This window comes from Malacoplasma penetrans HF-2, assembly GCF_000011225.1.
In the GTDB taxonomy this organism is placed as follows: domain Bacteria; phylum Bacillota_I; class Bacilli_A; order Mycoplasmatales; family Mycoplasmoidaceae; genus Malacoplasma; species Malacoplasma penetrans.
Genome location: NC_004432.1, coordinates 32,758 through 57,907 on the forward strand (window position 1 = coordinate 32,758; position 25,150 = coordinate 57,907).

26 protein-coding genes are annotated in these 25,150 nt (G+C 25.7%); 24 read left to right on the plus strand and 2 right to left on the minus strand.

The genetic code is table 4. The annotated features are described in order from the left end of the window. Position 1: 1 nt before the first annotated feature. The 5 genes from cysS to rplA all read left to right on the plus strand — a co-directional run bounded on the left by cysS (position 2) and on the right by rplA (position 4,359). Complete coding sequence (gene cysS / locus MYPE_RS00110) at positions 2-1,321, plus strand: cysteine--tRNA ligase (protein WP_011076848.1); 1,320 nt, start codon at positions 2-4, stop codon at positions 1,319-1,321. Between the two features lie 7 nt (positions 1,322-1,328). Next, positions 1,329-2,045: a 23S rRNA (guanosine(2251)-2'-O)-methyltransferase RlmB gene (gene rlmB / locus MYPE_RS00115; protein ID WP_011076849.1), complete on the plus strand. Its 717-nt coding sequence runs from the start codon at positions 1,329-1,331 to the stop codon at positions 2,043-2,045. After that, positions 2,045-2,650, plus strand: coding sequence for a hypothetical protein (locus MYPE_RS00120; protein WP_044891175.1), 606 nt, complete (start codon positions 2,045-2,047; stop codon positions 2,648-2,650). The genes rlmB and MYPE_RS00120 overlap by 1 nt, the downstream gene beginning before the upstream one ends. 220 nt (positions 2,651-2,870) lie before the next feature. Next, positions 2,871-3,338 carry a 50S ribosomal protein L11 gene (gene rplK, locus MYPE_RS00125; RefSeq protein ID WP_011076851.1) on the plus strand — a complete coding sequence of 156 codons (468 nt, stop codon included), beginning with the start codon at positions 2,871-2,873 and terminating at the stop codon, positions 3,336-3,338. Between the two features lie 10 nt (positions 3,339-3,348). After that, entirely contained in the window at positions 3,349-4,359 is a 1,011-nt protein-coding gene (gene rplA / locus MYPE_RS00130) for a 50S ribosomal protein L1 (protein ID WP_011076852.1), read from the plus strand. A gap of 40 nt (positions 4,360-4,399) precedes the next feature. Here rplA and MYPE_RS00135 read toward each other — a convergent pair whose 3' ends face one another. Next, positions 4,400-5,335 carry a glycosyltransferase family A protein gene (locus MYPE_RS00135; protein WP_011076853.1) on the minus strand — a complete coding sequence of 312 codons (936 nt, stop codon included), beginning with the start codon at positions 5,333-5,335 and terminating at the stop codon, positions 4,400-4,402. 11 nt (positions 5,336-5,346) lie between these two features. After that, positions 5,347-5,802, minus strand: coding sequence for a leucine-rich repeat protein (locus MYPE_RS00140; RefSeq protein WP_011076854.1), 456 nt, complete (start codon positions 5,800-5,802; stop codon positions 5,347-5,349). Positions 5,803-5,972: 170 nt separating this feature from the next. On the opposite strand from MYPE_RS00140, the gene MYPE_RS05885 reads away from it, so the two are divergent. From MYPE_RS05885 to MYPE_RS00230, 19 genes are all read left to right on the plus strand, one after another. Beyond that, on the plus strand, positions 5,973-6,101 hold the full coding sequence (locus MYPE_RS05885; protein ID WP_267871833.1) for a hypothetical protein: 129 nt from the start codon (positions 5,973-5,975) through the stop codon (positions 6,099-6,101). Between the two features lie 303 nt (positions 6,102-6,404). After that, complete coding sequence (rpsL, locus tag MYPE_RS00145; protein WP_011076855.1) at positions 6,405-6,827, plus strand: 30S ribosomal protein S12; 423 nt, start codon at positions 6,405-6,407, stop codon at positions 6,825-6,827. A 14-nt stretch (positions 6,828-6,841) separates the two neighbouring features. Beyond that, positions 6,842-7,309 carry a 30S ribosomal protein S7 gene (gene rpsG, locus MYPE_RS00150; RefSeq protein WP_011076856.1) on the plus strand — a complete coding sequence of 156 codons (468 nt, stop codon included), beginning with the start codon at positions 6,842-6,844 and terminating at the stop codon, positions 7,307-7,309. Positions 7,310-7,327: 18 nt separating this feature from the next. Then, complete coding sequence (fusA, locus tag MYPE_RS00155; protein ID WP_011076857.1) at positions 7,328-9,376, plus strand: elongation factor G; 2,049 nt, start codon at positions 7,328-7,330, stop codon at positions 9,374-9,376. Between the two features lie 159 nt (positions 9,377-9,535). Beyond that, positions 9,536-10,720: an elongation factor Tu gene (gene tuf, locus MYPE_RS00160; protein WP_011076858.1), complete on the plus strand. Its 1,185-nt coding sequence runs from the start codon at positions 9,536-9,538 to the stop codon at positions 10,718-10,720. A gap of 263 nt (positions 10,721-10,983) precedes the next feature. Continuing rightward, positions 10,984-12,000: a hypothetical protein gene (locus MYPE_RS00165; protein ID WP_011076859.1), complete on the plus strand. Its 1,017-nt coding sequence runs from the start codon at positions 10,984-10,986 to the stop codon at positions 11,998-12,000. 102 nt (positions 12,001-12,102) lie between these two features. Beyond that, on the plus strand, positions 12,103-12,456 hold the full coding sequence (locus MYPE_RS00170) for a DivIVA domain-containing protein (protein ID WP_011076860.1): 354 nt from the start codon (positions 12,103-12,105) through the stop codon (positions 12,454-12,456). Next, on the plus strand, positions 12,437-12,787 hold the full coding sequence (locus tag MYPE_RS00175; protein WP_044891177.1) for a 4'-phosphopantetheinyl transferase superfamily protein: 351 nt from the start codon (positions 12,437-12,439) through the stop codon (positions 12,785-12,787). The genes MYPE_RS00170 and MYPE_RS00175 overlap by 20 nt, the downstream gene beginning before the upstream one ends. A gap of 140 nt (positions 12,788-12,927) precedes the next feature. Then, positions 12,928-13,194 carry a hypothetical protein gene (locus MYPE_RS00180; RefSeq protein ID WP_011076862.1) on the plus strand — a complete coding sequence of 89 codons (267 nt, stop codon included), beginning with the start codon at positions 12,928-12,930 and terminating at the stop codon, positions 13,192-13,194. 139 nt (positions 13,195-13,333) lie between these two features. Then, entirely contained in the window at positions 13,334-14,146 is an 813-nt protein-coding gene (locus MYPE_RS05335) for a lysophospholipid acyltransferase family protein (protein WP_011076863.1), read from the plus strand. A gap of 16 nt (positions 14,147-14,162) precedes the next feature. Next, positions 14,163-15,038, plus strand: a complete 876-nt coding sequence (locus MYPE_RS05340; RefSeq protein ID WP_011076864.1) for a segregation and condensation protein A — start codon at positions 14,163-14,165, stop codon at positions 15,036-15,038. Then, positions 15,028-15,621, plus strand: coding sequence for an SMC-Scp complex subunit ScpB (gene scpB, locus MYPE_RS00195; protein ID WP_011076865.1), 594 nt, complete (start codon positions 15,028-15,030; stop codon positions 15,619-15,621). The genes MYPE_RS05340 and scpB overlap by 11 nt, the downstream gene beginning before the upstream one ends. A 9-nt stretch (positions 15,622-15,630) precedes the next feature. Then, positions 15,631-15,858 (plus strand): YneF family protein, encoded by a 228-nt coding sequence (locus tag MYPE_RS00200; protein WP_011076866.1) that lies wholly within the window; start codon positions 15,631-15,633, stop codon positions 15,856-15,858. After that, positions 15,858-16,418, plus strand: a complete 561-nt coding sequence (yihA, locus tag MYPE_RS00205) for a ribosome biogenesis GTP-binding protein YihA/YsxC (RefSeq protein WP_011076867.1) — start codon at positions 15,858-15,860, stop codon at positions 16,416-16,418. The genes MYPE_RS00200 and yihA overlap by 1 nt, the downstream gene beginning before the upstream one ends. Before the next feature lie 18 nt (positions 16,419-16,436). After that, positions 16,437-19,046 carry a valine--tRNA ligase gene (locus MYPE_RS00210; protein ID WP_044891178.1) on the plus strand — a complete coding sequence of 870 codons (2,610 nt, stop codon included), beginning with the start codon at positions 16,437-16,439 and terminating at the stop codon, positions 19,044-19,046. A gap of 780 nt (positions 19,047-19,826) precedes the next feature. Further along, positions 19,827-20,921 (plus strand): ComEC/Rec2 family competence protein, encoded by a 1,095-nt coding sequence (locus MYPE_RS00215; protein ID WP_011076869.1) that lies wholly within the window; start codon positions 19,827-19,829, stop codon positions 20,919-20,921. Further along, on the plus strand, positions 20,888-22,813 hold the full coding sequence (locus MYPE_RS00220) for a hypothetical protein (RefSeq protein ID WP_044891179.1): 1,926 nt from the start codon (positions 20,888-20,890) through the stop codon (positions 22,811-22,813). Before MYPE_RS00215 ends, MYPE_RS00220 begins: the two co-directional genes overlap by 34 nt. A gap of 12 nt (positions 22,814-22,825) precedes the next feature. Further along, positions 22,826-23,764 (plus strand): DNA polymerase III subunit delta, encoded by a 939-nt coding sequence (holA, locus tag MYPE_RS00225; protein WP_011076871.1) that lies wholly within the window; start codon positions 22,826-22,828, stop codon positions 23,762-23,764. Next, positions 23,754-25,085 carry a hypothetical protein gene (locus tag MYPE_RS00230; RefSeq protein ID WP_044891180.1) on the plus strand — a complete coding sequence of 444 codons (1,332 nt, stop codon included), beginning with the start codon at positions 23,754-23,756 and terminating at the stop codon, positions 25,083-25,085. The genes holA and MYPE_RS00230 overlap by 11 nt, the downstream gene beginning before the upstream one ends. Positions 25,086-25,150: the final 65 nt, after the last annotated feature.

Here is a 25,150-nt window from a genome sequence, read left to right on the forward strand (position 1 = left end):
TATGAAAATATATGATTTTGTAAGCAAAACAGATAAAGAAGTAAGTTTAGATAAAAAAAATATCAAAATGTATGTTTGTGGACCTACAGTTTATAACCATGTTCATATTGGTAACTTAAGACCAATTATTACTTTTGATGTTTTAAATAGATTATTTTTAGAACTTGGTTATAATGTTACTTTTATTCATAACATTACAGATATTGATGACAAAATAGTTAATAAAGCTAAAGAAGAAAATATTGGAGAACTAGAACTTTCTTCATATTATGAAACTCAATATTTTGACATTTTAAAAACAATCAATATTCATACTTCTAATATGAAATTCCCTAGAGTTTCAGATCATATTAAAGATATTGAAAACTATATTCAAAAAATCGTTAATAATAAGTTTGCATATTTAGTAGATGGTGATGTTTATTTTGACACTACTAAATCTAACCAATATGGAAAAATTTCTAATAAAAAATTAGATGAACTATTAGTTGGTGATAAATCTGAAGATAATTTGAAAAAAAACAATCCCCAAGATTTTGCTTTATGAAAACAAACTACAATTGGATTAAACTGAGACTTAAAATTTTCTACAGGAAGACCAGGATGACATACTGAATGTTCTTGTTTAATAAATAAATATTTAGGTGATCAAATAGATATTCATGGAGGAGGAATAGATTTAAAATTTCCACACCATGAAAATGAAAATATTCAAAATATAGCTGTAAATAATAAAGATTTGGCAAGAATTTGAATGCATGTAGGACATTTAAATATTAATAACCAAAAGATGTCTAAATCACTTTCAAATTTTATCCTAGCTAAAGATTTATTGAGTGAATATAACACTAATACTGTTAGATGGTTCTTTTATCAAACAAGTTATTCAAACCCATTAAACTTCACTACTGAAAATCTTATTAATTCAAAAAATCAATTAGAAAATATTATATACAACCTAAATATTTTTAAAAGTCACTTAATAATAGAACAGAAGTATAATGAGAAAAATTTAGAGTTTGATAAAAGTAATTTAATTGAATTAACAAACAATTTTAACTTACCAAACATTGTTTCTTTTATTGAAGAAAAAATTAAATATAGTTCAATATTGTTAAGAAATAAAAACTTTGAAGAACTAAACAAACTACATTTTAATCTTTCTTACTTACTAACAAAAATATTAGGAATTATACATGTTAATTTATTTGATGATGAAGCTATAGAACTTTTAAATAAATGAAATAAATTAAAACAAGAAAAGAATTTTAGTGAGTCAGATAAATATAGAAAATTATTAATGGAAAAGAAGTTATTATAAGAACATTATGAAAAAATTCTTTGGTAAAAAAGCTGTTATAGAAGCATTTAAACAAAATGAATTAAGTGAAGTTTATTATGTTTCATATTTTGATGAATTGAAAGAATTTAAATCAAAAAACATTAAACTAAATAAAGTTAATAAAAAGTTTTTTGATAAATATGAAGTTGTTCATCAAAATATTTTAGGAATTGCAAAAGAATCATCTTTAACTATTCATACTGATTTTGACTCATTTATAGAAAAAATTAATAATTTAAATACTGATAAAAAAATTATTTTGGTTTTAGATGAAATTCAAGACCCAGGTAATTTTGGCGCAATTTGTAGAACATCTAAATCTTTTCAAGTAGCTGGAATTATCTTTAAAAAGAATAACCAAATTCAAATAAATGAAACAGTTATTAAAACTAGTTTAGGAACTGTAAACTATCTAAATTTTTTAAAAGTTAATAATTTATCAGAAGTACTAAACAAACTAAAGAAAGAAAACTATTGAACTGTTTGTACAGCACTTGATGAAAAATCAATTCCTTTATCAAAATTTAAAACTGATATTAATAAACTTGTTGTAATAGTTGGTAATGAGAATAAAGGGGTTTCAGAACTTATTAAAAAAGACTCTGATTTCATTGTCAAAATTGAAATGGATTCTAGTGTTCAATCTTTAAATGTTTCAGTATCAACTGCTATTATTCTTTATTATTTAACACATTGCTTATAATGTTAAAAAAATTTTTTTATAAAGTTAATTGAAATGAATGTCTTTACTTATATAGAACTGGTGGAAGTAAACACATAGAAAATTTACTAAATGATTTGTATTTTACTATTTTATCTAAATGAATTTGAAAACATTTAAAATCTAAAGAACCATTGTTTGATGATTTACAGTTATTTGGATATGAATCTTTTAAAAAGATTATTAATACAATGGATTACAAGAATAAAGATTTTATTAGATGAACAGTATCTTGTTTAATCTATTCGTATAAAAATGAACTAAGAAAACAAAAAACTAAAAATAAAGCCTGAGATGATTTAGATTTCAATTCTTTAAATATAATTAGTGATATTTTCTATAAAAGTCCTTCAGAAATTTATGAAAATAAAGAGAATGATAAAATAAAATCTCAATGATTTAAAAAAGCTTTAAAAGAAGTTAACTCAGCTTTGTTTGAACAAATTGTTTCTTATAAAAATCAAGGATATACACATAAAGAAATTTCTAAATTGTTAAATAAAAGTCTTGATCAAATTAGAGGTTGCTGAAATTACTATAAACAAAAGATTTTTGAATTGTCTATTAGAGACCAAATATTTAAGTAATTGTTTTTTAGTTTGAGCAAAGATCTATTATCAAAATAGATCTTTTTATTTTTTTATTTGATACTTAAATTCAAAAAATATTTTAAGAACTTTGATATATTAAAAAATAATCTAATGTATAATTATTACTGCGTATATTTTTTGGTATGCGTGAAAAAGCATGTGGGAGAGTTTGATAACTCATTATTAACCACGTAGAGAATATATTTATTGAAAGGATGTGTTGCTTGTGGCTTTTAAAGATCCAAGAATAACAAGAATTGCCAAGGTTAACCTAATAGGTGGTCAAGCTAAACCTGGTCCTCAGTTAGCTTCTATTGGTATTAACATGGGTGAATTTACTAAACAATTTAATGACCAAACTAAAGATAAAAATGGTGAAGTTATACCTTGTATAATTACAGCATTTAAAGATAAATCTTTTACTTTTGAAATTAAAACAACTCCAGTTACTATGTTGCTTAAAAAAGCAGCTAACATTAAAGTTGGAGCTAAAAATTCAAAAACTGAAACAGTTGCTACTATTAGTAGAGAAAAAGCATTAGAAATTGCAAAAACTAAATTAGTTGATACTAATGCAAATGATGAAGAAGCAGTATTAAGAATGGTTGCTGGTTCTGCAAAACAAATGGGAATCAAAATTGAAGGTGTTGATCCTGTAGTTCATAAAGATGGGAAAAAGAAATAGGAGATAGATTATGGCAAATCAAAAAAAAGTAACTAATAAAACTCCTAAAAAACCTTCAGTGAATTTTGATAGAACAAAATTCTATACAATTGAAGAAGCTGTTAACTTAGCTAAACAAACTTCAAATGCTAAATTCTTATCATCAATTGATATTGCAATTAAATTAAACTTAGATACTTCTAAATCTGACCAACAATTAAGAGGGACTGTTAGTCTTCCTTACTTCTTTGGTAAAGAAAAAAGAATTTTAGTTTTAGATAAAGGTCTAACTCAAAAAGATGCTAAATCATTAGGTGTTAACCATGCAGGGGATTCTGAACTAATTGCTGAAATTAGCAAAGGATGATTAGATTTTGATCTAATTATTACAACTCCTAAAATGATGCCTGAATTAAGTAAATTAGGGAAAATCTTAGGAACAAGAGGTTTAATGCCTAACCCTAAAAATGGGAACGTAACTACAGATTTACCTAAAACTATAGCTGAATTCAAAAAAGGTATTAACCAATATAGAACAGATAGCTATGGAAACATTCACATGGTTGTAGGTAAAGCAAATGCTGATACTGCAAAGATTGTTGAAAACATTAATTTCTTATTAAGTTTTATAGCTGCTAAAAGACTAACTTCTGTAAAAGGTATTTTTATTGAAAAAGTTAACTTATCTTCTACCATGGGTCCTGGAATTAGAGTTTTAGTTAACAAAACAGCTGTTGTTAAGAAAACTGCTAAAGGAAAAGTTATTGCAGATGATAGTGCTAAAGGTGAAAATAAAAAACCAGCATATTTAATTCAAAGAGTTAAGTATGCTCAAAAGAAAAAACCTTCTAAGCACCCTGAAAACCCACCTGTAATTACTGAAGCTAAAAAGAAAAAAGTTAAAAAAATTCTTAAAAAAGCTAAACCAGCTAAAAAAGCTGCTGTAGCTAAAAAACCAGTTGTTGTAAATAAAAAAACTGCAACTAAAAAATCACCAGCTAAAAAAGGTGATGTTAAAAAAGCTAAAACTTCAAAGAAATAGTTTAAAAAATCTATGAGATAACTCATAGATTTTTTTATTGTTATGAAACTACTTTTTTAATTCATAAAGCTTTGTAAATGAATCATATTTTATGAAAACCAATTGTTTCTAAATTATAAAAGTTATTATTTCCAATGAATTTGTTATGTGTTTTTTGTACATTAATTAGATCTATATAATTTAGTTGATTTAAAGCACCTAATCAATTTGAAGCATAGAAGTATCAATTGTTATTAAATAACTTATTTTCTAATAAATAATTTTTATTTTTAAAGATGATGCTTACTAAATCATTTGCTTTGTATTTATAAGTATTTAATGATGACTCTACATTTAATCTATTATAGAAATAAAGTTTTTTAGAAGTTAGTAATGCTTTTTTATATAAAACTTTTCATATTAATCCAAAATAAACATCTTCAAAGATATTAACTTTATCAGGGTGTGAAATTTTGTTTTTCACTAAAAACTCTTTTTTAAAACAAACCCTTCAATCAGTTTGATAGTTATTATGAAACCATGGCATTTTACTTTTATTAACATTATTCTTAACTATGATTTCATCAAATTGATTATGTTTTGAAAACAGATTAATTTGCTTTTTATCAAACACTCATTCATACTCAAACATAATGAAATCAATGTTTTGGTATTTATAAAAACTTTTTAAAAGATAATCAATTGCATCAACATATAATCAATCATCACTATCAACAAATCAAATATATTCTCCATTAGCTAGTGTTACACCATAATCTCTGATTTTTCCAACACCTATATTATTGGGAATATTTTGAACATACTGATATCCATTTTTATTAATTAAATCTATATAAACTTGTGGATTTGTTGAATTATCATCAATAAAAAAAACTTCAAAATTCTTATTAGTTTGATTATTTAAACTAGTAATTAATTGCTTAATTCATTTAAGGGGTGTATTTTTAAAAGGAATAATAACTGATACTTTTTTCATATAAATAAAACTTAGTTTTTAAATTGTTCAGTAACTGGATTTTTATGTAGAGCTTTTTTTGTAAACAAAAGGATATTAGGTGCATTTTGAAAGTTAGTGATACGGTTATAAAAAAAGCTGTAGTCTTCTATAACTTCTAAATTTTTATAATTTGTTAAATCTAATTCTTTAATCATGTTGTTAGCAAAACTATATTTAGCTATAACTACAATCCTTTTAGGAAGAATAACTTTTTCAATACCTTTAGAATGGAAAGCAAATTCATCAATCACTTCATAATGTGTATCCCACAAATCTAAAGTTTTAGTATCTTTATAAAAATATTCAGAATCTTCTAGTAGTTCTAATGCTTTAGCACTACTAATGTGATTAAAATCATCATATTTATGATTTTCTGATCACTTTAAATTAGTTAATTCTTCTTTTAACTTTAATAAATTTAATTTAGTTTGATTTTTTTGATCCATATTTATATTCTTTAATATGCTTTATCATTATTCTAAATTATACATTATTAGATAACTTTAGAACTTCTAAAGAGAAGTGACTATTTGAAATAGATAGATAAAATTTACTAATGAGATTTTAAATTAATTTATATTTCATAATAAAATATAAAAAAATAGGAGGAAAGCAAATGGAAAAGAAGAAACCTGAAAAATTTGTTTTAACTCTTGAACATGTAAAACAATCTATTGAGAATCTTTATAAAGAAGAAGATTTTGAAAATATTAAAATGATCATTAGAGAGTTAGCAAAAAAATAAAGGAGATCATAAAGATCTTAGTTTAATATTTATTAAATTGATAATTACTCTATTAAAAACACTGGTTAACTAATCAATCAGTGTTTTTATATTATGAATAAAACAATAAAAATATATCACTTTGATGTTTTGTTTCTATAAGCAACTAATAGAAAGGACATCTATTTTAATAGATTAATACCTGGATTTATTAATTTGATCAGATTATAAAATCTGTTAAGATTTTGAATTTTATTTTATATTTATGTTACAATATTTGAGTGTTTTTGATACACACGGATATGTTGTTAAAAGGAGTTTAATATGGCAACTATTGCACAACTTATTAGACATGATCGTAAAGATAAGTTTAAAAAGTCAAAATCTCCTGCTTTAATGTACACTTATAATTCTTTAAAGAAAAAAAGAACTTATAATCCATCTCCTTATAAAAGGGGTGTTTGTACCAGAGTAGGGACTATGACACCAAAGAAACCAAATTCAGCACTTCGTAAATATGCAAAGGTTAAATTAACAAATGGATACGAAGTATTGGCTTATATTCCAGGTGAAGGACACAACCTTCAAGAACATAGTGTTGTTTTAATTGAAGGTGGTAGAGTTAAGGACCTTCCTGGGGTTAGATACCACATTGTAAGAGGTACTTTAGATACTTCTGGTGTTGAAAAAAGAAGACAACAAAGATCTGGATATGGTGCTAAGAGACCTAAAGAGAAGAAAGAATAATTTAGGAGTAGACAATGAGAAAAAATAGAGCAACAAAAAGAGAAATATTACCAGATCCAGTATATAACTCAAGATTAGTTACAAAAGCAATTAATGCAATTATGTTAGAAGGTAAAAAAGGTTTAGCTCAACAAATTGTTTATCAATCTTTTGATCTAATTAAAAAGAAAACTAATGAAGATGGAATTGAAGTATTTAAAAAAGCTTTAGAAAACATTATGCCTTCATTAGAATTGAGAGTTAGAAGAGTTGCTGGTTCTAACTTCCAAGTTCCTACAGTTGTTAGTAAAGAAAGAAAACAAACTCTTGGTTTAAGATGATTAATTCTTTCTGCAAGAAAAAGAAATGAAAAATCAATGATTGAAAAATTAGCAGCTGAAATTATTGATGCATCTAAAGGAACAGGAGCTGCATTTAAGAAAAAAGAAGATACTCACAAAATGGCAGAAGCTAACAAAGCATTTGCTCACTTGAGATTTTAATTTTTGGTGAAATAAATTATGGCAAGAAAATTTGATATACAAAAATTTAGAAACTTTGGGATTATGGCCCATATTGATGCTGGTAAAACTACTACATCAGAAAGAATTTTGTTTCATTCAGGTAGAACTCACAAGATTGGAGAAGTTCATGATGGTGGTGCTACTATGGACTGAATGGAACAAGAAAAAGAAAGAGGGATTACAATTACCTCAGCTGCAACTTACGTTACTTGAAAAGACTGTGAATTAAACTTAATTGACACACCAGGTCACGTGGACTTTACAGTAGAAGTTGAAAGATCTCTTAGAGTATTAGATGGTGCAGTTGCAGTTCTTGATGCTCAAAATGGTGTTGAACCTCAAACTGAAACAGTTTGAAGACAAGCATCAAAATATAAAGTTCCAAGAATTGTTTATGTAAACAAAATGGATAAAACTGGTGCTGATTTCAAAATGTGTTTAGAATCACTTAATGAAAGATTAGCAGCACATGCAGTTGCTATCCAATTACCAATTGGTGCAGAAGCTAACTTTAATGGAATCATTAACTTAGTTACTATGCAAGCTTATATGTATGATGGAAAACAAGATGAAGAATTTAAAGTAGTTGAAATTCCAGCAGACATGAAAAAAGAAGCAGAAGAAATGAGACACCACATGATTGAAGAAGTTGTTAACTTCGATGATGAAATCATGGAAAAATATTTAAATGGTAATGAATTATCAGAAGACGATATTAAAAAATGTATTAGAAAAGGTGTTTTAACTGCAGAATTCTTCCCAGTAGTTTGTGGGACTTCATTCAAAAATAAAGGTGTTAAAGCTTTATTAGATGCAGTAGTAGATTACCTACCATCTCCTGTAGATGTTCCTCCAATTAAAGGTTATAAAGATGATGGTTCTGAAATTTTAATTAAAAATGAAGATGATGGACCATTAGCTGCATTAGCATTTAAAATTGCTACTGACCCATATGTTGGAAAACTAACATTTATCCGTGTGTATTCAGGAGTTCTTAAAAAAGGTTCTTATGTTTTAAATGCAACAAAAGGAATCAAAGAAAGAGTTTCACGTTTAGTGAAAATGCACTCTAATAACAGAGAAGAAATCGATGAAATTAGAGCAGGGGATATCTGTGCTGTAATTGGTTTAAAAGATACAGTAACAGGTAACTCATTATCATCAGAAGAAAAAGAATTACACTTAGAAGCAATGAACTTTGCTGAACCTGTAATCTCTTTAGCTGTTGAACCTAAAACTAAAGCAGACCAAGAAAAAATGGCTATTGCTTTATCAAAACTTTCAGAAGAAGATCCGACATTTAGAACTTATACAGATGATGAAACTAATCAAACAATTATTTCAGGTATGGGTGAATTACACTTAGAAATTATTGTTGATCGTTTAAGAAGAGAATTCAAAGTAGAAGTTAATGTAGGTGCTCCACAAGTTTCTTACCGTGAAACATTTACAAAAGAAGCAGATTCTGAAGGGAAATATATTAAACAATCTGGTGGACGTGGTCAATATGGTCATGTATTCATTAAGTTTGAACCAAATCCTGAAAAAGGTTTTGAATTTGTAGATAAAATTGTTGGTGGAAAAATTCCAAAAGAATATATTAAACCAATTAAAGCAGGTCTAGAAGATGCTATGAAAGCTGGTCCATTAAGTGGATTCCCTATGATTGATGTGAAAGCAACTTTATATGATGGTTCATACCATGATGTGGACTCTTCAGAAATGGCATATAAAATTGCTGCATCAATGGCTTTAAAAGAAGCTTCTAAAACTGCTGGATTAGTATTATTAGAACCAATCATGGCTGTAGAAGTTACAGTTCCTGAACAATACTTTGGGGATGCAATGGGAGATATTTCTTCTAGAAGAGGGTCTATTGAAGGTCAAGAACAAAGAGGAAATACTCAAGTAATTAAAGCTAAGGTGCCTTTAAAAGAAATGTTTGGTTATGCTACAGATCTTAGATCATTCACACAAGGTCGTGGTAATTATGTATATGCATTTAGTCATTATGAAAAAGCACCTAAATCATTATTGAAGAAGTAGTTTCTTCAAGAACTATAAATAATTTTAGGAAAAATAGATTAGCCTTACCACTGCTTAATAAATGTTTAAAAAAGTGGTAAATATTATATAATTTTTATTGTTGTAAAACATTATTGTTGTAAAACAGAAAAGTAAATTGAATTAATTAGGAGATTAATTATGGCAAAACAAAAGTTTGATAGATCAAAAGCTCACGTTAATATTGGGACAATTGGACATATTGACCATGGTAAAACAACTTTAACAGCTGCAATCTGTACTTACCTTGCAAAAAAAGGTGGTGCTAAAGCAATGAAATATGATGAAATTGATAAAGCACCTGAAGAAAAAGCTAGAGGTATTACTATTAATACTGCTCACGTTGAATATGAAACAGAAAACAGACACTATGCTCACGTAGACTGTCCAGGTCACGCTGACTACGTTAAGAACATGATTACTGGTGCTGCTCAAATGGATGGTGCAATCTTAGTAGTTGCTGCATCTGATGGACCAATGCCACAAACAAGAGAACACATCTTATTAGCTAGACAAGTTGGTGTTCCTAAAATGGTAGTTTTCTTAAACAAATGTGATATGGTATCTGATGCTGAAATGCAAGACCTAGTAGAAATGGAAGTTAGAGAATTACTTTCTTCTTATGGTTTTGATGGAGATAACACTCCAGTTATTAGAGGTTCAGCTTTAAAAGCATTAGAAGGTGATGCTACTTGAGAAGCTAAAATTGATGAATTAATGGCTTCAGTAGATAGCTACATCCCAACTCCAACAAGAGATACAGACAAACCTTTCTTATTAGCGGTAGAAGACGTTATGACTATTACTGGTAGAGGTACTGTAGTAACTGGTAGAGTTGAAAGAGGTACTTTAAAATTAAACGATGAAGTTGAAATCGTTGGTATCCATGATACTAGAAAAGCAGTTGTTACTGGTATGGAAATGTTAAGAAAAACATTAGACGAAGTAAAAGCTGGGGATAACGCTGGTATCTTATTAAGAGGTATTGATAGAAAAGATGTTGAACGTGGACAAGTATTAGCTAAACCTGGTTCAATTAAACCTCACAAACAATTTGAAGCAGAAATCTATGCTCTTAAAAAAGAAGAAGGTGGAAGACATACTCCAGTATTAAATGGATATAGACCACAATTCTACTTCAGAACTACTGATGTTACTGGACAAATCACACTTGATAAAGGTGTTGAAATGATTAACCCAGGAGATAACACTAAGATTACTGTTGAACTTATTTCTCCAATTGCTGTTGAAGAAGGAAGTAAATTCTCAATCCGTGAAGGTGGAAGAACAGTAGGTGCTGGTACAGTAACTAAAGTTATTAAGTAATTTAACTTTACTTATTAAATAAATTTAAACTATGCTAAACAAGCATAGTTTTTATTTTGTCATTAACGATGATTTAAATTTTTAAAATAATTTGAATAGTAAATAAAATACCCCTTTATTACTAAGGAGCATTTTCTTACTAACTGTTAAAATATTTTTTTAAAAAACAAAATTTAATTATATTACAAATTGAAACTTATTTTTAAATTATTTATAATTATTAATAGTGAATGTCTTAATTATATTTTGTTTGGTGAGATTATATGTATCGTAATAAAAAGAAAATGATTATTGTTGGTGCAACTTCAGTTGGTGTATTAGCAGTTTTTGGAGTGAGTGCTTGAGCTATTATCAACCAATCTTACAAAACTCCTTTAGATAGTGTATCTGGAGCAAGAGTAAGTGGAGCTACAGTATTTTTAGGCGATAATGGTCAATTTCAATATGGCAAAATGTCTTTTAATGATTGACTAATCTATAATTATGCTCACAAAATTGATGTTGCAAGATCTGGATCAACTACAACTTATACATTTTATTCTAGAGCTGCTAGTCCTACTACTGGTGGAACAGGTGGAACTGGAGGAGGAACTACACAAGCTGCAGAATATGTTTTTGCTACATTAGCATATGACTCATCTAATAATTCATATCTTTTAAAAACAGGTAGCAACCAAGACTTTGAGTTAGTAAATTCTACAATTACTGGAACTTCATCAGATTCTTCATTTGGTGTAGCAAACAATTATAGTAGTTGATCATCAACAACTAGTTTAAACCAATCATTTACTTTTAATCAAGGAAGTGATTCTTCTACTCACATTTACTCTGGTGCAAACTATAGCATTAGTTACTCTAAAGCTACTAGCACAGGTGGTGGCAGTGGGACTAGTACAAATACAACAACTTATACAACTAGAGTAACTTCAACTGCTACAAACTCTACTTTATGGGAAAGAACTATGGTTATTCCTGGTGCAGGTGATACCTCAACAGCAACTAGAACAACTTATACTTCTGCTACATTAGGTGGGTCACTAACAATAACTTACACTCCAACTGCAACTGATGGGAACATAACATCTTATACAGTAGCATATACAAGTAACACAACAAGTGGTGGAACAGGTGGAGGTACTGGGGGGTCAACTGTAGCATCTCAAAGCCAATTGTTTACTTTTTTAGGTATTACTTCAACATCTAATACTAAAGCTGATTTTTCACAATCAAGATTATCATCTGAAGATTATTTCCTATATCTTCCTGATATGACTCTTTAAAATATTAAATATAGGTGCTTCATCTATATTTTTTATTTTTTATAAAAAAACTCAAAAAATAATTTATTATTTTTTGTAATCTAAATTAGAGGTGTTACTTATATGAAAGAAAATATTAAAAAACTATACAATGATATATTAGAACGTAAGTTCTCAAAAAATATGAGTGCTGGATATGAACCACTAGAAGTGGATATATTTTTAGACAGTGTAAGAAGTGCATTGGTTGGAATTGATAAAGAACAAAGAAGTTTGTATCAAGACCTTAACCAAAAAAACCAAGAAATATTAGATTTAAAAAACATTATTAATCAAAAAGATAGTATTATCCAGTCCCTTAGAGCTGATAATGAAAGTTTAAAAAAAGATGGTTACCAAAGTCAAAAACTCATGAATGACCTTGGAAAACTACATGTAGCTGTTAGTGAACTACAAAATGGAAAAAACAATAAATAAACCTAATTTTAATATAGGTATAGATGTAACTAAAATTGATTATTTTGTTAATAAGTCAGATAAATTTATAAAAAGATTATTAACAGATAATGAATACAATCAATATTTAAAAATTGATAATAATTTAAAACCTAGATTTTTAGCTTCTAGGTGAGCATTAAAAGAAGCTACATTTAAAGCAATAAATGAATTCCATAAAATCTTTTTTATAAATATTGAATTTATAAAAAATGATAACAACTCATACACTTGCACAACATTTAAAAATGTTAAAGTTTCAATCTCTTATGATGGCAATCAAGTGTTTGCTACTGCAATTTATTTAAATTAGAAAGAATTTGTAAAGAAAAAGTAAAGAAAAAGTGAAGATTTAGTGAAGATTTTGGAAAGAACAAAATCTTAATAAATTCATATTATTTAGTTGTACTAGTTTTAGTACATTTAAATATTTCAACAAGGAGAAATGATAATATGAATTTAATTGCTATGATTGGCACAGTAGACAAAGTAAGAAGAGATGATCAAACTTCTATTGTTACTTTGAAAGTAGAAAAACCCTTTTTTGATAGTACTAATGAGAATGACTTTTTTGACACCATAGATGTTAATGTTAATAGTGCTTTATTCTCACAAGATTTAAGTTTAATAAACTCAGGGGTACTATTAGGCTTAAAGGGTAGATTAAGAAATGATAACCAATCATTAAAAGTAGTTGCAGAAAAAATACAAATTTTCTAAAACAGAAATACCACAAATATCCTATAAAAGATATTTGTGGTATTTTTTAATTTGTTTTAGATTAACAAAAAATGGTAAATGTTTTTTTGTTAAATATTTTATAATTTTTTAGATACTTCTTTTATTAGGTTTTTTATTTATGAAAGCAAAAAAATTTTTATTTAAATTAGGACACTCATTAGGATTCCCGTTTTGTGTATTTTTTCTTTGATTATCTTTAAGATCTAGTAAGAAAAAATACAAAAGATGACAAGAAGATCCTGAATTATTAGGTCTAACAGAAAGACAAAATTATGTTTATAGTTTAGCAAGTAAAGCAGTTTTTTGTACCTTCACAAAAGTTAAAATAAAGGGAAGTAAAAACATTCCTGCAAATAAATCTGTTATGTTTGTTCCAAACCATAAATCTAATTTTGATGTTCTTGTTTATCTAAAAGCTTTTAAGATGATTAAAGAAAAAAGACCTGAAATCTTAGATCCAACTTTTGTTTCAAAAATTGAAATTTCAAAAACAAAAAGAGTTGGTTTTGCAGCCAAATTAATTAACACTATCTTTATTGATAGACAAAATTTAAGAGATTTTGTAAGAGTTAATCAAGAAGAAAAAGAGTTACTTCAAAAAGGTGAACAATCACTTACTGTATTTATTGAAGGAACAAGAATTAAAAAAGATGAATTTGGTGAATTTAAATCTGCTGCTTTAACTCCAGCTTATTCTACTTTTTGTCAAATAGTTCCTGTTGTGATTTATGGAACACTTGGTGTAGAAAAAGAGCACAAGTCTAATATTTTTAAATACAAAGAAGTAACAGTAGAATTTTTAGAACCAATTAAATACAAAGACTATATTCAAACAAGCAAAGAATTAGTATCTGAAAAAATGAAAGCAAAAATGGAAGCTGCTTATTTAAAAATAAAAGAAGATCCTAATTGATCAGAAAAAGAAGAATAAAATTAAGTATTAAATTATGAATGATAACAACAATAACAATGAATTTAAACCTGAAAATCTTGAATCATTAAATAATACTGAATTCCACATATCTATAAAAGATATTACAGGGAAAGAATTTAATGGTCCATTTGAATTATTTTATTCTTTGATAAAAGAAAGAAAAATGGATATTTTAAATATTAATTTAGTTGAAGTTATTCAATTATATGTAGATTACATTAATAACTATTTAACTAAATTAAAGATTGATGATTTAACAGAATATTTATTAATGGCTACATATCTTTTAGAACAAAAATCTAAAAGAATTTTGCCTTCTATGGATACTGAGGAGAAAATTAGTAAAGACATTGAAAGAGATAAATATATTCAAAGATTGTTGGTTTACAAACAATATCAAGAAATAGTTCCAAAATTAATGGAAAAGCTTGAAAGAAGATCTAGAATGTTTGAAAAACCAACTCAATCAGGAGAAGATAAAGAATCTTTATTAAAAGAATTTCAAGACAACTCTTATGTTCCCGCAATGGATCTTGATGTAATTTTAAAAGCAATGCAAAAGGTCTATTTAAAATTGGTTACAACTAAAAAAACTAAATCACCAAAAGACAATGTTAAATTAATTGATGTTAGTGAAATTTCAATAGATGATGTAGAAAAGGAAATTAGAGAATTTTTAGAACCATTCCCACATTTATACAAAATATCTTTTATGGATTATTTCAAAAATATTCCAGATGAAAAATTTACTAAAAGGTATTTTGTGGTTGCCTTTGTTGCTATTTTAGTTTTGGTAAGAAATGGACATATTCAATTAGAACAAAACAGTAGTGATGAAAATATATTTATTGTTAAAATAGATAAAGAGGTAGAAAGCAATGAGTATTAATGTTAAAAGTGTTATTGAAGCAGCTTTATTCATTGCTGGTAATGAGGGAGTTCACAAAGATAAGCTAAAATCTATTTCTAGATTATCTGTCCAAGACTTTGAAGCAGTTATGGAAGAAATGATTTTTGAATATGAAAAGGATCCTCAAAGAGGTCTTGTAGTTAGAAAAGTGGGTGAAAATTATAAATTATTCACTAAACCAGATATTTCTAAAATTGTTGCATCTGGTTTTGGGATAAAGCAAAAAAACCCTTTAAACCAAGGGATGATTGAAACACTTGCTATAATTGCATACAACCATCCTTGTACAAGATCACAAATTCATGAATTAAGAAAAACTGATCCTACACCAATGTTGGAAAAATTAATTGAAATAGGATTAGTTGAAGAAGCAGGAAGATCAGAAGCTGTTGGGAAACCATATCTATATCAAGTTACCCCAAAGTTTTATGATATTTTTGGATTAGATTCAATAAAAGACTTACCTGAAATTGTTCTACCTGAACAAAAAATAGAAGAATTAACATATGAAGAAGAAATTAACTTCTTTGATACTAATAGAGAAGATAATGGAGATGAATAGGAGTAATATATGGCATTAGCAATAGGATTGTGTTTGGGATTAGGAATTCCAATTAGTTTAATAATAGGGGCAGTAATTGGTTACTACTTTGCTGGTAAATATTTTAAAAAACAATTAAAAGAAAACCCACCAATTACAGAAAGTCAAATTAGAGCAATGTATCAACAAATGGGTAGAAAACCAACAGAAAAACAAATTAAACAAATCATGGCAACATTTAAGAAAAATAACAAATAATGCCAAGTTTTATTAAATCTTGTTTTTCTAGTAATGATTGAATAACTGATGATAAAAAAGAGATCTGTTTTATTGGTAGATCTAATGTTGGTAAGTCATCATTAATAAATGCTTTAGCAAATGCAAAAATTGCTAAAACTTCAAATACCCCAGGAAGAACTCAGTTAGCTAATTTTTATGATTTTGATAAATTTAGATTAATTGATTTACCAGGATATGGTTATGCTAAAGTAAGTAAATCTAAACATTTTGAATTATCTAAAATTATTTCTGAATATATTTATTTAAGAAAAAACTTAGTAGCTGTTTTTCAAATTATTGATATATCAGTAATCACTGATTTAGATCTTCAAATGTCTGAATTATTATCAAATAGATTTAACCAACATTATATTGTTTTGAATAAGGCTGATAAAGAAGCTAAAAGTTATTTTGATAATAACTTTGCTAAAATTGCTGCAAAACTAAAAAAAGATAAAGAAAATATAGTTTGTGTTAGTGCTAAAAATAAAACTAACATTCCTAATTTAAAAAAATTAATAGGTTCTGTTATTTTGTAAAAAGTAAGGATGGTTACAATGAGTAATATCAAAAACAATAATGATTTAAGTAAGAAATATGATCATAAGATTTGTGAGCAACAATTTTCACTTTGAACAACTCAAAAAGAATTGAATAAAAAGAATTTAAAAGCTAATAAAAATTCTTATTCAATTCTTTTGCCACCTCCTAATGTTACAGGTAACTTACATTTAGGACATGCATTAAATGGAACTATTCAAGATTGCTTAATTAGATTTAATAATTTAAAAGGATTGTCAGCTTACTGAATTTGTGGGATGGACCATGCTGGGATTGCTACTCAAACTAAATATGAAAAATATTTAAGAGAAAATAAAATTAGTAATAAAGATAAATCAAGAGATGAAAAAGTTGCTGACTTATTTGAGTGATCTCAAAATGTGGGAAATAACATTAGAAACCAATGAAAGAATATGGGATTCTTTTTAGATTATGAGAATGAGCATTTTACTTTAGAAAAAAAATCTAATGAAATGGTTAATCAAGTTTTTGTAAAAATGTACAATGATGGATTAATCTATAGAAGTAAAACATTAGTTAACTGAGATATTAAATTACAATCAGCGATTTCAAATATTGAAGTAATCAAAAAAGAAGTAGAAACAAACTTGTACTACATTAGATACTATTTAAGTAATTCAAAGGATTATTTATTAGTTGCAACTACTAGACCTGAAACTATTTTTGTAGATGAATGTTTGGTTGTTAACCCAAAGGATAAAAGATATAAAAACTATATTAATAAATTTGCAATTAATCCTTTAACTAACAAAGAAATAAAAATAATTGCAGATGAATATGTAGACATTCAATTTGGTACTGGAGTAATGAAGTGTACACCAGCACATGACTTCAATGACTATGAATTAGGTAAAAAATATAAATTAAATATTATATCTTGTTTTAATGAAGATGGAACAACAAATAATTATGCAGTTGGTTTTGAAAATTTAAAAATAGCAGATGCTAGAGTTAAGTGTGTTGAATACTTAGAAAAAAATAATTTATTAGAAAAAGTAGAAAAAACAATTAGCAATGTTGGTTTTTCTGAACGTACTAATGCAGTTGTTGAGCCTATGATGTCAGAACAGTGATTTGTTAAAGTTTCTGAATATTCTAAAAAAGTAATTGAGCTACAAAAAAGTTCTAAGAAAATTCAATTTTTCCCAATCAAGTTTGAAAAGAACTTAATTAACTGAATGACTAATTTAAATGACTGATGTATTTCTAGACAGCTATGATGAGGGCATCAAATTCCTGTTTGATATAAAAAAGATAGTAAAGAAATTTATGTTGGTACTAAACCTCCTAAAAATGAAGAACTATATGTTAGAGATAATGATGTATTAGATACTTGATTCTCTTCAGGTTTATGACCAATTACAACCACTGATGCTTTAAAGTCTAAAGATGCATTATTCCCTACAAATGTTTTAGTTACAGGTTTTGATATCATCTTTTTCTGAGTTTTTAGAATGATGTTTTTCAGTCTATATTTGAAAAAAGAAGTGCCTTTTAAACACTGTTACATAACAGGTTTAATTAGAGATGAACACAATAATAAGATGTCTAAATCTTTAGGTAATGGTGTAGATCCAAATGATGTAATAGAAAAATATGGAGCTGATGCTTTAAGATTATTTTTATTATCATCATCTTCTCCAGGTGAAGATTTATGTTATGTAGAAGAAAAGGTGAAATCTTGCTGAGGTTTTATTAATAAACTTTGAAACTCATTTAGATATGTGGAAATGAATAGTTCTGATTTCAACTTTGATGAAGATAAAACTCCTAAGAATTTAGAAGACTTTGATAAATGAATTCTTAATAAATTTAATAAAGCATATTCTGAATTTTTACAACAATTTAATAAATATAATTTCTTAGTATCAATTAAAAAGATATTGGATTTTACTTGGGATGATTTTTGTAATACTTATATTGAATTGTCTAAGAACAGAACATCTAACCAAGAATCAAAATTATGAGTATTAAATTACTTAATTAAAAAAATCTTAATTTTATTTCACCCTATGTGTCCGTTTGTGACATCAAATTTATATGATAATTTTAAATTTAAAACAAAAGATTCAATCTTGTTAGAAAGATTAGATTTTAAGAAAATTTCAAATTTAAAAGAATCATCAATTGAAGATGTTTTACAAATTATTAATAAAATTAGAATTTTCAATTTTGAAAATAAAATTCCAAACAATAAAGTTATAGATATTCACCTAGAAGTTTTAAATCCTAAATTATTTAAAATCTCAGATGAAGTTATTAACATTTTAAATACAGCTAAGATTAATATAGTTAAACAAGATATTAAATCTTTAAAACCAGATTATGTAGAAAACAATTATCTAATTTTTATTTTGAATAAAGAAGATTTATTAGGTTCTAATAATGAAGCTAATAATATTGAAAAAATAAAAAAAGAAATTGAATTTGTTAAAAGTGAAATTAGTAGATGTAATGGTATGCTTTCTAATAAATCTTTTATAGAAAAAGCACCTAAAGAAAAGATTGAGTTAGAAAAGTCTAAAAAAGAAAAACATGAGATGAAACTTAAAGAACTTGAGAAACTATTAAGTAGCCATAAATAATTAGAGAAAATCCTATATTGAAAAATATAGGATTTTTTTATTCTCTTTTTAAATACTTTTAGATGAAGTTTTAAAGATTTGTATTTATTTTTCTATTTATGCTCTAAATAAAAAATACATTTAGAAAAAAATAGCAAAAACCAATTCTGCCAAAATGGTTGATCATTCTCTTTGTAAAGAAAAATACATTTGAAACCCAACTATTACTTTTTAAAAAAAGTGATAGTTTTTTATGACATTCACCCTAAAAATTTACATACATATAATGAGGGGGAAATAGAGCTGATGATTTATTGGATTGGATTTATTCAAAACTTTTATTCACAACATTGATGAACTAAACCACAAGCTTAGTTAAATTTAAAATTAATTTCAAAAAAGTTGTTGTTTTTTATGACATTCACCCTAAAAATTTACATACATATAATGAGAGGGTAAATAGAACCAATGATTTTGATTAAATCAAAATTTCCTTTAATAACATTAGCTTTATTACTCTCTTAAACAAACTTTGTAAACGAAAAAAATTCAAAATTAATTATTTTAAAAAAACCTTACTTTTTTTATGACATTCACCCTAAAAATTTACATACATATAATGAGAGGATAAATAGAGACAATGTTTTATTGAATCAGATTATCTTTAATTTCATTAGATCTTTACCTCTCTAAACTTATTTTTTTAACAGGTGAAATCTAAATTTATTTATTAAAAAAATATTTAATTTTTTATGACATTCACCCTAAAAATTTACATACATATAATGAGGAGTACAAATTATGAAAATTACAAACACAATAATTTTATGAATGTTAGCATGCTGCTTTTACATGAATTCAGAAACTGTTTCTTCTACCTTTCTGTTTCTTTTTTTCTTTGGAAGTTGTTTAGTTAACCATGTTAATAAATTTAAGGTTTTATTAATTTCTGGATTGGGGTTTATTTTTCTTTTCTATGTTTTGTCCTTTGAAACCCCAAGCTCATTTAATTTCTTAAATGATTATTTAAATAAAATAATGGGTATAAATTTAAGAGAAATTATTAATTCCTACTTTATAAAAATACATGGTCAAACTTTGGGATCATTTATAAGTTTAGTTTTGTTAAATATTAAAAATGATTACAACTATCCAATTTATTACAAATTAATTGACCTTTCCATAGTCCATTTAATAGTCATAAGTTCCTATCATATAAATATATTTTGTGGTTTAGTAAATAAAATTTTTCATAAATTCCCTACATTAGGGAGAATTATTTCAGCCCTCCTTTCTTTTACTATCAGTTATTTAAATGGTTTTTCACCATCTAGTATTAGGGTTTTTTGTGCTAATGTTTTTGGTATTTTTAAAAGCACAAGAAATTGTAAAGCTAATCTTTCTTTTATTTTTCTTGGATTAGTGGCACCAAAAGTTTTAATATCTTTTGGTTTTCTTATGAGTTTTTTAGGATCTAGAGGAGTGAAACTCTTCTATAAAACTCATAATAGTGGTAAATTGTATGAAGCTTTTTTTACTTCAATTTTTGCAACAATTTATATTATCCCTTCTTTGGGAATAATAAATAATTCAATATCGCTTTGGGGTGTCTTTCTTAGCCTTTTATATTCCCCGATTTTTATTTTGGTTTACATTTTCTTATTTATTTTTTCTTGAGTAAATTGGCTTGATCCGGTTTTTATTGTTGCTTATAACCTTATCTTTGAAGTGTCAAAAGTTTTAGAACATATAAATGTAGTTATTCCTATTTCTATATTTAAAAATGAATGGATTTTTTCCATTTATTATTCTTCTTTAGAATTATTCAATTTATATATATTTCGAAAAAGGAGTTCAATGAAATGAAAATTAAACAAATTAGAAAGAGTGTACTAGGTTTTATTTCTTTCTTCCCTTGTATACCTTTTGCTACAGCATATTCCTTTCATGCTGAAAATAATAATTTACAAATTAATAATTTCCAGACATCTTCAACCTCAAATATACCATCTTTTCAAACTGCAACATCTTCTTTAAGGACATCTGAAAATTCTTTATACATTGCAACTCCAAATAATGAAATTAATAAAATGTTGAATTTTAATTTTAGTTATAATAGTTCATCCAACAACGTCCTCTATATAAATGAAAGTAATAAAAATAAAATTGCTAAAATCATAGCTTTGTATATGTTTCAAAACTATGATTTTTTCTTTGATGATGCATTAAATACTGTAAGCAGTGTTATAAAACAAGAATATGAAAAAATTAGTTCAAATAAAGGTCTTGTTTATAGTAAATTAGAAAATACTTCTAGTGAACCACTTTTAAGTTTCTTTTATTTTTTTAAATATGAAAATTCAATGCTAGGTTCAGCTGGTATAAAAGTTAGTTCTGTTCCTATAATGAAATACTTAAAGTGAAATAATATTGGTAACGATCAATACACTATTAGTTTTACTATTCCATATACTTGAACAAGTGGTCCAAGATTTTATTTAGATAACATAAAAGCAAATCATAAATTAATAGATATTTATTATCAAACTAGGTATGAAAATGAATTTATAACTATAGGGTTTGGAAATATTATTTTTAGAAACATAGCTAATAACATCTCAAATTTTTCTTATACAAATATTGATCCAATGGATTTAACTTATGAAAAACTTAAAATTTTATTTAAATTAAACAATAGTTTAATTCCATCCTCTTTAAGTTACACAATGGAAAAAAGTGATGGATTCTATAAAATAAATATTAAAAAAATAACTTATGAAATTAAGGATATTCAAAAGTTCAATCTTTATTATGAAGGCAATTATTCAGTTGTTTTTACTAAGAGTAATTATGAGTTTAATTGAGATGTTATTAAATCTAGACATAATTTGATAAGTCTTTCTACCAATGATTTGTGGAATGAATTAGTTATTAACCAAAGTTACAAAAATATGATTAATAATATTTCATTATCAAAAGATTATCAAAATAACAAAATAAGAATAGATATTGATTTTAATAAATATAAATATCAAAATTTACTTCTATTTACTTTAATGGAACAACTGTTTAAAGATCAATCTTTTGAAATTAAATTAGATACTGATAGTTCTGTAAATTTTTATGTAGATGACAAATATGAACATATTCTTTTTAAAAACTTTAACTTAGATTTAATAAATGCCAAATTCAATTTATTACCATATGATTTAAAGCTTAATAAAATAGAGTTAGTTAATGAAGATTTAGAAAAAGAAACTATATCTTTTAAATCTTATTTATCAACAACAATAAATAAAATTAATTATGATTTTTCTGTTTTTGGAATCTTTACAAATTTTGAAAATTATAACTTTTGAGATATAGAAAAAATTACTAATTTTTTTAATAATAATTTTTATGATGAAGAACAAAATTTAGATATTGAAAAAATTGAAGAAGTTTTTAAAGTTCAATCAAATTGATCTTATTTATTAGACCACTCAAAAAATTTAATTTTTAAAAACTTGAAAATTGATCTTAATGATGATGAAAACAAGTTTGTTTTATCTTTTGATATTTTTAACAATAAGAATTTATATTTAGATTCATCTTTTATTGAGATAAAAACAAAAGAAAAAATAGTGGTTGAAGATAATGAAGAATCAGAAGAAACTAATAAACCTGAAGAAGAAATTGTTGTTCCCCAAAAAAAGAAATCTAATTTAAATTATTTATGATTTTTGATTTTGCTAATACCAGCTATCATTATTTCTATAAAGTTTAAATACTTTAAGAAAAAGAAATAAAATAATAATAGTATGATTTTGATTCATGGTGAAGATATTGGTTTATTAGAAGAAAAAGTTAGTGAATTAACAAATAATAAATTCACTAAAATAATTTTTGATTCTAACTTTGATGATATTTTTTTAAGATTCACACAGAGAAATTTGTTTGATGATTTTGATTTAGAAAACAATCATGTAGATTCTGAAAAATTTTTAATTTATGATTTTAAAAAAATTTTAAGTAATTCAAAAACTGAAGAGAATAAAAAGATTTTAGAAATGCTACAATTTTTAACAGATTCTAAAAAAGAAATTATTTTTTTATCCAACATTAAAGAACCTTCAAAAGTTTATTCAAAGTTTTTCAAAGTTATGAACATTAAAAAACTTAATAAATTAACTATGAAAAACTATACTTTAAAGTTATTAAAACAAAACAACCTTTCTTTGAAGCAAAATGAGTTTGAATATTTAATAGACTGTTTGCAACCAGATAGTTTATTAATTAAAAACGAAATAGAGAAATTAAGCTTAGTTACTGAAACTTTAAATATGGATACTATTACAAAAATTATTTCAAATGATATCAGTAAAAATACATTTGAATTAATAGATAACTTCTTTAATAGAAGATATGAAAAGATTGTTAAACAAATAATTGCTTTAGAAAATTCTAAAATAGATTTCACAGAAATATTTAATATTATGGTTTCTCAATTATTTTCTTTAAAATTATATAGGTTGAATTATTTGGAAAATAGAAGCTATAGAAAAATATGTATGGATTTCAATGTCCAACAATTTCAAATAGATAAGTGAGAAAAACTTATCTTAAACATAGATGTTTTTCAAATTGATAACTTGTTAAATAATTTGTTAAAATTAAACATATTTTATTTAAGTGGTAAGAAATCATTACCAACTTACTTAAAAATAATTCTCTTAAATGGAGGAGAATATGGACTATAGTAAAATTAAAAAACTGTATTTGGAGCAAACAAAAACTGTAATTACATTATTAGACAACCAAGAGTTTGTTGGTCTTCTTACTAGTAATGAACTTTTAAGAACAAATTTTGTTGATCAAATTTCAGTTCTAAGATTTTTAGAAAAAAAGCTTACAGACACGAAATTAATTGAGAAAGAAATTAGTGATTCAAAAAAGAAAAAAACAAAGTTAGATTTAATAGAAATTAAAGATTTAGACAAATCAGATATTTATATTAAAAAGTTCAAAGAAATAACTAGTAGTTCTCCTGAATTTAATGAATTCTCTGAAATTAAAAAAACAGAAAATATAAAAGATATTATTAAGTATTTAAATGTTTTCTTAAAAAATACTTTTAATAAAGATTTGGATTATTTTTTAAAAAATAAATCTGAAAATGAAACTGTTAGAGCAGAGAAGATTGAAAATGATAACTTTGATAGTAACACTAATCAAAATCCACACTCAAACACTTCTCAACCTAATGGTGGGCCAGGGATGTTTGGCAATATGTTCGGTGGTCAAGGACCTATGTTTAGAGGGTGGCCAAACTATGAACAAAATTTGCAAGAACAATTATTAATCATTGCTAGTACAGAGCTTAAAAACCAAATTAACTCAGGCAAGTTTTATCTTTATAAAACAAAACCTAAAATAATGCTTTATTTAAAAAATATTATTGGTTGTTTATCTCTTTTTGTTTCAGCTATTTGAATAATAGTAATGGTGATGCAAATTATTACCACTTCACTTCAATCAGGTAATTTATCTGCTTTATGATATGGAGATCCATCTGCTTCAACTCCAATTGTATTAGCTCCAGGAAACACTTTCTTTACCTACATCCTCCATATATTTTTAATAGGATGTTTTGGATTCTATGGATATAAACATCTTGTTAACAAAAAGAATGAAAACATTCTTTATGGTTTTGATAAAAGAACAGCAATGCTATTAACTTTTGTGATGATATCAGTTTCTGGAATATTCATATTTTATTTAGCTAATTGAATACCTTATATTGATGATGTTAAAAACTTCACAGGTGGAGCTTATTCTTCTCAAAGTATACCAAGTAGAGCTGTACAAAATTCTAGTGGTGCAGTAGTTACTTTCCAAATATTTGTTTGAACATTATTGTCTGGTTTAGTTATGTTTGCTTTCTTAATCATTTCTTACATTTTTGCATGAGTATATATGCCTAAAATTGATGAAGAAAGAATTAGATTAAAAACTCAAGAAATTATTGAACAACTAAAAAAAGGTGATCAGTTTAAAAGTGCTGCTAACCCAATAAATTAAAAAAATTAATGCTTACTTTAATTTAAAAATTAATGTGAGCATTTTTTATTTTTTTTGTTTTATAA